General features: G+C 60.5%; 6 protein-coding genes and 5 pseudogenes. 8 read left to right on the top strand and 3 right to left on the bottom strand.

The annotated features are described in order from the left end of the window. The 5 genes and pseudogenes from NKH01_RS34460 to NKH01_RS34440 form a co-directional block, all read left to right on the top strand. A partial coding sequence (locus tag NKH01_RS34460; RefSeq protein WP_353024662.1) for an ABC transporter substrate-binding protein occupies positions 1-702 on the top strand: 702 nt, incomplete at its 5' end. After that, positions 702-815, top strand: a pseudogene (locus NKH01_RS34455) (ABC transporter permease); the annotation flags it as partial. The gene NKH01_RS34460 and the pseudogene NKH01_RS34455, both read left to right, overlap by 1 nt. 46 nt (positions 816-861) lie before the next feature. Next, the gene (locus NKH01_RS34450) at positions 862-1,098 is read left to right on the top strand and encodes a hypothetical protein (RefSeq protein ID WP_502912716.1); all 237 of its coding nucleotides are present in this window, start codon (positions 862-864) and stop codon (positions 1,096-1,098) included. Positions 1,099-1,291: 193 nt separating this feature from the next. Beyond that, positions 1,292-2,725, top strand: coding sequence for a M20 family metallopeptidase (locus NKH01_RS34445; protein WP_353024661.1), 1,434 nt, complete (start codon positions 1,292-1,294; stop codon positions 2,723-2,725). A gap of 130 nt (positions 2,726-2,855) precedes the next feature. Then, complete coding sequence (locus NKH01_RS34440) at positions 2,856-4,196, top strand: CapA family protein (protein WP_353024660.1); 1,341 nt, start codon at positions 2,856-2,858, stop codon at positions 4,194-4,196. A gap of 11 nt (positions 4,197-4,207) precedes the next feature. On the opposite strand, the gene NKH01_RS34435 is transcribed toward NKH01_RS34440, so the two are convergent. Further along, positions 4,208-4,636, bottom strand: a complete 429-nt coding sequence (locus NKH01_RS34435) for a recombinase family protein (protein ID WP_353024663.1) — start codon at positions 4,634-4,636, stop codon at positions 4,208-4,210. A 240-nt stretch (positions 4,637-4,876) separates the two neighbouring features. Here NKH01_RS34435 and istA (NKH01_RS34430) point away from each other — a divergent pair. Together istA (NKH01_RS34430) and NKH01_RS34425 are read left to right on the top strand one after the other, a co-directional pair. Beyond that, positions 4,877-5,932, top strand: a pseudogene (gene istA, locus NKH01_RS34430) (IS21 family transposase); the annotation flags it as partial. Positions 5,933-5,955: 23 nt separating this feature from the next. Continuing rightward, positions 5,956-6,273 (top strand): annotated as a pseudogene (locus tag NKH01_RS34425) (ATP-binding protein); the annotation flags it as partial. A gap of 76 nt (positions 6,274-6,349) precedes the next feature. Here the strand turns inward: NKH01_RS34425 and istB (NKH01_RS34420) are convergent. Both istB (NKH01_RS34420) and istA (NKH01_RS34415) read right to left on the bottom strand, forming a co-directional pair. Continuing rightward, entirely contained in the window at positions 6,350-7,126 is a 777-nt protein-coding gene (gene istB, locus NKH01_RS34420) for an IS21-like element helper ATPase IstB (protein ID WP_353024658.1), read from the bottom strand. Positions 7,127-7,142: 16 nt separating this feature from the next. Then, a pseudogene (gene istA / locus NKH01_RS34415) lies at positions 7,143-8,695 on the bottom strand (IS21 family transposase). Between the two features lie 129 nt (positions 8,696-8,824). Between istA (NKH01_RS34415) and istB (NKH01_RS34410) the strand changes: the two are divergent. Next, a pseudogene (gene istB / locus NKH01_RS34410) lies at positions 8,825-9,397 on the top strand (IS21-like element helper ATPase IstB); the annotation flags it as partial.

Below are 9,397 nucleotides of genomic sequence, written 5' to 3'. Positions count from 1 at the left end.
ATCAAGGCGCGCCAGGCGGTGCTTCACCTTGTCGATCAGGAGGCAGTCCTGAGGGCCTCGATCGGTAACCCAAAATACTTCAGAACCATAACGTCTTTGTTCGGAAACGATACGCCCTATTCCAACGATGAAAACACAGGCTGGTTCAAAAAGGGCGGCGACCCGGAAAAGGCCAAGCAACTTTTGAAGGAGGCTGGATATGCCGGGGAAAAGGTCGTCCTTCTCCAACCCACCGACTGGGCGGAGTCCAGCAATGCTTCGCAGCTACTAGCGGCCGATTTGCGCAAGATTGGGGTGAATGTCGAACTTGCGCCAAGCGACTGGGGCGGGGTTGTCGAGCGCCACGCAAAGATGGGTCCTGTTGAGGACGGCGGCTGGAGTCTCTTCATTACGGATCACAGCAATTACTCCTCGACCCAGCCGCATACCAATATCGACCTAGCCGCGAACGGCAAGAAGGGATGGTACGGGTGGCCGACAAGCGACGAGTATGAGGCTCTGCGGGCCAAATGGGTGGGCGTCGAAACGCTCGAAGAGCGCCAGGCGTTGGCCCGCAAAATGCAGAAGGTCTATTGGGATTTTGTCGGCATGGTTCAACTTGGCCAGTATGTGCAACCAAGCGCCCGCCGCAAGTCCATCACCGGCCTAATCGGCATGCCCGCGTATCTCCCGATGTGGAACATGCAAAGGCTTTCGGGCTAATGGCTACGTACATTCTTCGCAGAATATTCTCGACCATCGCCGTTATGGCGATGGTTGGGATGTTGGTTTTCCTGCTTCTCAGGCTGGCGCCGCCCGGTGTGCCCGCGGGGATGACCGGATCCGACCCGCCTTCGGCTGGAGGCGCCAGTCGAGGGCGAGGTGCCGAGCCCAATCAACCCGCCCACTGGGTGCGCGTTCCACCCGCGCTGCCCGCTCGCGGTTGAACGCTGCCGCGTCAAGGTGCCGCCCTCGGTGCCGATGCCAGATTGGCGGGTGATGGCTTTGTCATGCGCGCTCCGGCTAAACACATTCCGACCCAGACCACTGCGATGGCCCATCCTTCGTTCACTGCGGGAACGCCACAAATCCTTTGGAAGACCTTCAGAACATCGCTGACATCAATCCCGAACATCATGCAAGTAGAGTACGAACAAAAGAGATGAAAGATACAGAATCCCCGGGTTGGGAAGCTCGCAGTTATATCGGCACGTGAACACAATCATCAACTCAATCCAACTTCAGCAATGACCATTAGGGCCTGAGCGACCATCCCGAGCGGTTCGCCATGCCTCTCACGGAGTAAGTGACTATGGAAAACGACCCACTCAGCCTTGCGGAAATCGTCCGTCGTGCGAATGCGAAGGCGCCCGACTACTGCGCCCTGAGCGACCGCATCTGGACAATGCCAGAACTAGCTTTCGAGGAGCATCGCTCAGTTGCCGAGCACATCGCGATGCTCGAGCGCGAAGGCTTCCGTATCACGAGGAATGTCGGTGGTATCGCCACCGCTTTCGTGGCCGAATACGGCGAGGGCAGTCCTATCATCGGCTTCCTGGGCGAGTACGATGCGCTCCCCAATCTCGCTCAGGTGTCAGGCGCAATTGAGCATAAGCCATCGACCGAGGGTGGTCAGGGCCATGGCTGTGGGCACAATCTTCTCGGTGCGGGCTCGGCGCTTGCGGCGGTGGCGTTGAAAGATGCGCTAGTAGCGGGAAGCATCGAGGGTATAATACGCTATTACGGCTGCCCGGCAGAAGAGGCCGGAGGGGGCAAGGCCTACATGGCTCGAGCCGGCGCCTTCAATGATCTCGATGCTGCCTTTTGCTGGCACCCAGGAGTGCTGAACGAGGTCATGACCAAGTCCACGAATGCTACGGTTAGCGCTCGTTTCAGCTTTACGGGTCGCGCGGCGCACGCGGCGGTGGATCCCCATTTGGGACGCAGTGCGCTAGACGCGGTGGAACTGATGAACGTGGGCGTTAACTACCTGCGAGAGCATATACCCTCCAACGCACGCGTGCATTATGCGATTACCAACGCTGGCGGTGAGGCACCTAATGTGGTGCAAGCGTATGCTGAATCAACCTATTCTGCTCGTTCTCCCGACTTGATAGATGCTGAGGGCGTGCTCGCGCGCGTGACGAAAATCGCGGAGGGCGCTGCTCTGATGACAGAAACTTCTTTTAAAGTGCAACGCATCGGCGGCAGTGCGAACATTATACCCAACGAAACACTGTACGGCGTTATGTTTGAGAACATCAGCCGCATCGGCCCACCCGCCTTCGACCGCGTTGACTACGAGTTTGCTAAGGAGCTTCGCAGTACGGCGCTGACGCACGAAGATGTGCTGGCCAGCGTCGCGGCGAAAGATATTTCACTTAAGGACAAAATACTGCATGATGGCCTGCTTCCATTGGGAAGTGATCAATTTGACATGGGCTCGACAGACGTAGGGGACGTAAGCTGGATCGTACCGACTGTGCAGTGCTTTACGGCCTGTTTCGCCATTGGTACGCCATTCCACACTTGGCAACTCGTTACGCAGGGCAACTTGCCCGCAGCTCACAAGGGAATGGTTTTGGCCGCCAAGGCTATGGCCGCTACGGCGGCCGATTGCATACGCAAACCGGATATCATCGCTCGTGCTAAGGCGGAGTTGAAGCAGCGTACTCGGGGTCGCCCATATCGCTGCCCAATCCCCTTGGACGTCGTGCCTAGTGATTTGCGTGCGAAGGCGTCATAGCCTTCTCGTGATGTCTCTCTCACGCGGCAGTACACGTTGGCGCCCTCTCGATTCCCACACCTGGCGTTGGCGCCGAGAACAGCGAACCAGATACTGGCAACGTTAAATATTCAAAAAGGGATTAGTGCCGATGACACAAGTTGAAAAGTTCGACACCATTGGCTCGATAGCAACAAACGTTGCGGATGGCTTCACAATGGTTGCGGTTGGTGATCTTATGATGAGGCGTCCCGTAACCAAGAACCAGCGAAACGGCCTAGGCGATGTTGTAGAAATACTTCGGAGCGCTGATGCTACATTTGGCAACCTTGAGACGAATATTTTCGAAACCCGCTCGTTTAAGGGAAGCCCCCAAGCCGAGCACGGTGGGGGCTATCACGTCGGACCGCCAGAACTTGGACTGGATTTGAAAGCTATGGGATTTAACCTTCTAGCTGTTGCGAACAATCACACGTTTGACTGGGGGGCGGAAGGCATGCGCGAAACAGGTCGTGTGCTCGACCAGAATGGCATTATTCATGCGGGCGCTGGTGACAGTTTAGCGCAAGCGGGGGCCGCTCGCTATCTTGAGACCGCCCGTGGTCGCGTAGCGATGGTATCGTTCGCGGCCACGTTTACGCCTATGTCCCGTGCATGCGATCCTGCAGGCGAAGCGCCAGGCAGACCAGGCCTTGCCACCCTTCGGTTGGCCAATAGTGTCGTAGTTCGGCCAGAGATGCTCGAAAGCTTGAAGCGCATACACGATTCGTTGCCTGACTCAAGTCCAGGTCGTGAGGATGAAGACCGAGTTATTCTCGCCGGTGTGACATTCAAGACCGGCGAGAAAGTTGGATATAGTTTCAAACCGGACCCCCGCGATCTGGGTGGCATCCTACGAAACGTTCGCCAAGGCAAGCAGTTTGCCGACTTCTTGATTGTCACTAACCACGGTCATGAGCCAGGCGAATGGAGCCAAGAGCCACCTGATTACGAACAGTCGCTAGCCCACCAGTTGATAGATGCTGGGGCCGACGCATATGTCGGGCATGGGCCTCATCAACTGCGGGGCATCGAGATCTATAGAGGCCGGCCTATTTTTTACAGCTTGGGTAACTTCATCTTCGACAACCTTCAAATGATTGAGGGGGCCGATTTTTTCGATGAATATGATAAAGACCCATGTGTCGACACTGTGGCTGATATCCTAGTCCAAGCCATGAACGAACAGGGCATTCAGAGTACGGAGTGCTATGAGAGTATTATCACCGTCAGCCGGTTTGAGCAAAATCAGCTTGCTGAACTGAGGCTGCTTCCGGTCGAACTCGGTTACTCGGAAAGGTTAGCTAACCGGGGTGTGCCGCGTCTCGCGACCAAGCGAAAAGCCGAAGCCATTCTCGAGCGTCTACAGAGGCTGTCGAAGCCGTTCGGGACTCACATCAAAATCGAAGATGGCGTTGGAATCATTGAGGTGACCAGCAGTTCGCCGCGATAATTCTATCGATTCTAGCCCTTATGATTGCCGCCCCTGAGGGCGGCCCGGCCACGGCAGAGTTGCTCGGGAGCACCCATAGGTGAGGCAATACGGACTCTCACCTTGATTGTCGCCGCGCAGGCGCCCGCATGCGCCGCAGACAAGCAAGCCCTGCAAGAGGCAGAGCCCTTTGCGGGCAGTGCCGCCGAGCACCTCGCCTTTGGTGCGGTTCTTGGCGTGGCTTTGGCGAGAAACTGATCCGGGGTGATGTAGCCTGGATGGTGGTCATCAATGACCACCCACCACTCTTCGTCGGGCATGCAGCGCGTCTGGGTCTCGATCCCGCCGTCCGGCCCGATCGCCTTCGACGATCGATAACGGGCGAACACATAGGTGCCGGCATAGGACGGATTGGTCAAAAGGCCGATCACCCGCGAATGAGTCAGCCGGTCCCAGATCAGCTTGCCGTCCCAGGCGCCGCCATAGGAGCGGCGGGAAAAGCGCAGGCCGAGTTTGTGGAACGCTGCACAATTTGCCGGCCTATCGGGCGGTCGACAACCACGCCTATGACCGTGTTCGCGCTTTCCTCCGCAAACGAAATGAAGAACTGACCCCCTCGGTTATGAGAGGAGGCATGGATGACGATTGGGATTTCGGCGATTCCTGCATTGTCGAGAACGATGCAGGGAGAGGAGATGTAGCCTGTGCGGCCGACCGCGTTTGACGGGCTGGACGATTGGCTGCGGGAGCGCTTCTTCCGCCATGGCGGCAATGCCGATGTGGTGCGCCAGGAACTGCAGAGGGAACATGGGATCGTCATAGGGCTTCGTTCGGTGGAGCTTCGGGTGCAGGGTTGGCGTCGGGAGTTGAGGGCGCAGAAGCGCGCGACGGTTCGGTTTGAGACGGCGCCGGGACATCAGACGCAGATCGACTTTGGCGACACGCGGGCGTGGATCGGCGGCGAGCGTGTTCCGGTGCACCTGTTTGTAGCAACGCTGGGTTACTCGCGTCGGCTGCATATCCGTCCCTCGCTTCGGGAGCGCACGCGGACTGGTTCGAGGGGATGGAAGGAGCCTTCCTTCGCTTCGGCGGGGTTCCAACGGAAGTACTGTTCGACGACCCGAAGGCGCTGGTCGAACATCACTATGCGACGACGCGGGAGGTGCGGTTCAACATGCGGCTGCACGCCTTTGCCCGCTACTGGGGATTTACGCCGCGGGCTTGTGCGCCCTACCGGGCGTACGAAGGGGAAGGACGAACGCGGGGTCGGCTACGTCAAGCGCAATGCGATTGCCGGCCGCCGGTTCGAGAACTGGGCGGCGTTCGAGGCGCATCTGGACCGGTGGACGCGCGAGATTGCCGATCAGCGTGTGCATGGCACGACCGGCGTGGCTCCGGCGGAGCGCTTTGCCGAAGAGGCCGGGGCGCTTCGCCCTCTGGGCGGACGGGCGCCGTTTGGGCAGCTGCGGGATCTCGTGCGCAAGGTCCAGGCGGACTGCGCTATCGACCTGGACACGAACAGTTACCCGGTTCCCTGGCGGCTGATCGGGGAGAGCGTCCAAGTCGTGGTGTTGGGCGGCCGCGTTATCGTGCGTCATGCGGGCGAGGTGGTGGCGGATCATGCCTTGTGCCGGGGACGTCGCCAACGGATTGTCGAGCGCGCGCATCTTGCCGGCGTGGTCGGCGCTGCTGCGCCGGTACAATCGGCGGATATTGTTGCGCCTTCCGCTCTGTTGCGGCCACTGGCCGAATATTAGGCACTGGTGGGAGGCAGCTGGTGATGACGGCGGTCGATCATGAGATGCTGGTGGCTCAGCTCGACCGGCTGAAGCTGACCGCGATCCGGGATCAGCTCGATACGCTGCTGGACGAAGCGGCGCGTTCGCAAATGACCTTGCGCGAGGCTTTGGCCTTCCTGGTGACGCGCGAGATCGCGCGGCGCGACGAGCGGCGCATCTCCATGGCAGGCAAGATCGCGCAGTTCCCGTTTGTGCGCGAACTCGATGGCTTCGACTTCGACGCGCAGCCGTCGCTGGATCAGCGCCAAGTCCGGGAGCTGGCGACCTGCTGCGCATTTCGCAAAAACGGGACAGTCGTTCCGCTAAATCGCGGACAGCAGTTTCACTAAGTCGCGGACAGCAGGATGGGGTCGGCCCCCGGTTGCCTGGTTGAACTCATTTGCGATTGATTTCGCCGTTTTCGGCGCCGGTCAAGAGCGGCGGTGTTTTTTGCTTTCTCATGCTGTCGCCTTCGAGGGTGACGCGATGGGCGTTGTGAACGATCCGGTCGAGAATGGCGTCGGCGATTGTCGGCTCGCCGATCATGGCATGCCACTGGGCGATCGGCAGTTGCGCGGTGATCAGCGTCGATTTCCGGCGATAGCGTTCCTCGAAGATTTCCAGCAGATCGAGACGCTGCTGGTCGGTCAGGCTGTGGGTGCCCCAGTCGTCAAGGATGAGCAGTTGCACCCGAGCCAGCTTGTCGATGAGACGGGGAAAGCGGCCGTCGAGACGCGCCAGGGCGAGATCTTCGAACAGACGCGGCATGCGCAGGTAGAGCACGGAATGATCGAGCCGGGCGGCCTGACGTCCGAAGGCGCAGGCCAGCCAGGTCTTTCCGGTGCCGGTCTGCCCGGTGATGATGAGGTTTTCATGCGCCTTCAGCCAGGCGCCCTGGGCCAGCGACAGCGTATTGCGCCGGTCGAGCCCGCGATGCGCGGCGAAGTCGATGTTCTCGATGCAGGCGTCGACAAAGCGCAGCCTGGCAACGGCGAGACGGTTGGTCAGACGCTTGTCGGCACGCATGGCGGCTTCACGATCGAGCATCAGGCCAAGCCATTCGTCGCGACTGAGATCGTCGGCGTTGCTCTGGTCGGCCAGGTCCCGATAGGCGGCGGCCATTCCGCCAAGGCCGAGAGCCTGCATCTGGTCGAGGGTTGGATGTGTCACCATAGTTGGTCTCCTTCCTTCACTGATAATAGGAGCCGCCGCGGATGTTGGTGTGCGATGGCGTGGGTTTGGCCGGCTCGGCCGCGGGCGGCACGCGGTCGAGGCCGGATTTGAGGATGGCGTTGACGGAGGAGTAGGTGATCGCATTGATGGCCAGCGCCCGCTCGCAGGCCGCCTCGAGCCTATCCCGCTCGTAGCGACGGGCCAGCGAGAGGATGCCAAACGCGGAGCGGTATCCCTGCTCGGGATGGGGACGGTCGCGCATCATCCGCTCGACCAGCATGGCGGTGTTGGCGCCGATCCCGGCTGCCTGCCGGATCAGGTTCGCCGGCGTCGTGTTGGCATAGCGCTGGTGCGCCTTGGGCATGTGCTCGTTGACGGTGACATGGCCGCAGCGCTGCGAGCGGCGGACATGGCTGGCGATGCGCTTGTGATCATGGAAGAGCTCGACCACCCGGTGGGTGAGCCGCACATCCACGCGCCGCCCGATCAGCGCGTGCGGCACCGAGTAGAAGGTCCTGTCGATCTCGACATGGTAGTCGGGATGCACCTTGGCCGATTTCCACTCCGCATATTCGAACGGCGCCGACGGCAGCGGCGCCAGAGCCGACCGCTCGATCTCCTCGAACAGTTCGCGGCGGCTTTTGCCGACATGGCGCATGGGAGGGTTGTTGAGATCCTCCAGCAACCCCGCAATGGCGGCGTTGAGATCGCCGAGACTGAAGAAGCGCCGGTTGCGCAGCCGGGCCAGGCCCAGCGCTCGACGATCAGCACCGCGCCCTCGACCTTGCCCTTGTCGCGCGGCTTGCGGCTTCGGGTCGGCAGAATCGTCGTGTCGTAATGCTCGGCCATGGCGGCGAAGGTCTGGTTGAGCGTCGGCTCGAACCACAGCGCCTTGGCGACGCCGGCCTTCCGATTGTCGCAGACGATCGCCTTCGTTACCCCGCCGAAGAAGGTGAGTGCCCGGCACTGGCCCTCGATCCAGTCCGGCAGTTTTTGGCTGAAGCTGGCATGGGCGAAGGTGAAGGACGAGGCGCCCAGCACTGCAACGAAGATCTGAGCCTGGTAGATGACGCCAGTATCGGGATCGACAACGGGCACGGTGTGGCCCGCATAGTCGGTCTGCATCACCGCGCCCGCCTCGTGGCGGTTGCGGAAAGTTGCGCTCGCCCGGCGCTGGAAAGCGCCGAACCGGTCGCAAAACCACGTGTAGCGATAACCATCGGGATGCGCCGCACGGTATTCCTGCCACAACAGCGTCAGCGTCACGCCCTTGCGCTTCAACTCGCGCGCGATCATCGCCCAATCGGGCTCGTCCAGATCCTGCGGCGGACGGCCAACCCGGCGAAACAGAAGCCGCTCAAGCAATACGTCATCGTCATAGCCCGGCGGCAGCGGCCAGTCCGAGATGCCAGCCTCACGCGCCCGCAACAGATAGGTCGAAACCGAAGTCTTACTGATCTTCAGCCGTTCCGACACCGCTCGCACCGAGAGGCCCTGCTCCTGCGTCAGGCGCAGGATTGATCGTAGGTCTTTCACTGTCGTTCGTCTCGCTTGCTTCCGTCTTGGCATGGCCCCTCTCAACCCGATGATGAGAGGGCAAAATGCCAGAACGGCGCTCCCGAGAACCGACCGTTATCCGCCCCGAAGACTGTCCGGGAATTAGCGGAATCACTGTCCCGTAATTACTGAAATCGCTGTCCGCGAATTAGCGGAATGGGTGTCCGCGAATTTCTGAAACACGCAACCTGCCGCTGGATTGCCCATGGCGACACGGTCCTGTTCCTTGGACCTCCGGGTACGGGCAAGACACATCTGGCGGTGGCTCTCGGGCGCGAGGCGATCCGGCAGAACCATAGCGTCCAGTTCGTCACGGCGGCCACGCTGGTGGCGATGCTGGCCAAGGCCCATGACGACGGTTCACTCGAAAAGCAGCTGACGACCCTGTCGCGGCCGAAACTGTTGATCATCGACGAGCTCGGCTATCTCCCGTTCGAAGCCAACGCCGCGCATCTGTTCTTCCAGCTGGTGTCGCGGCGTTATGAGCGGGGATCGATCCTGATCACCTCCAACCGCTCGGTGGGCGAATGGGGCAGCGTGTTTGGCGATCCCGTGGTCGCGACCGCGATCCTTGATCGCCTGCTTCATCATTCGACAATGACCACCATCCGCGGTGACAGCTACCGGCTTCGCGAAAAGCGGGGGGGGGGGGGGGGGGTGAATACGCGCGGCGCCGACGCCCCCCACCCCCAAAAAGAAAAAACAAAGTGGGGG

The sequence above is a fragment of the Mesorhizobium sp. M1403 genome (assembly GCF_040317695.1).
Taxonomy (GTDB): Bacteria; Pseudomonadota; Alphaproteobacteria; order Rhizobiales; family Rhizobiaceae; genus Mesorhizobium.
The sequence above is the reverse complement of the archived record's forward strand: the minus strand, read 5'-3'. Positions and strand labels throughout refer to the sequence as shown.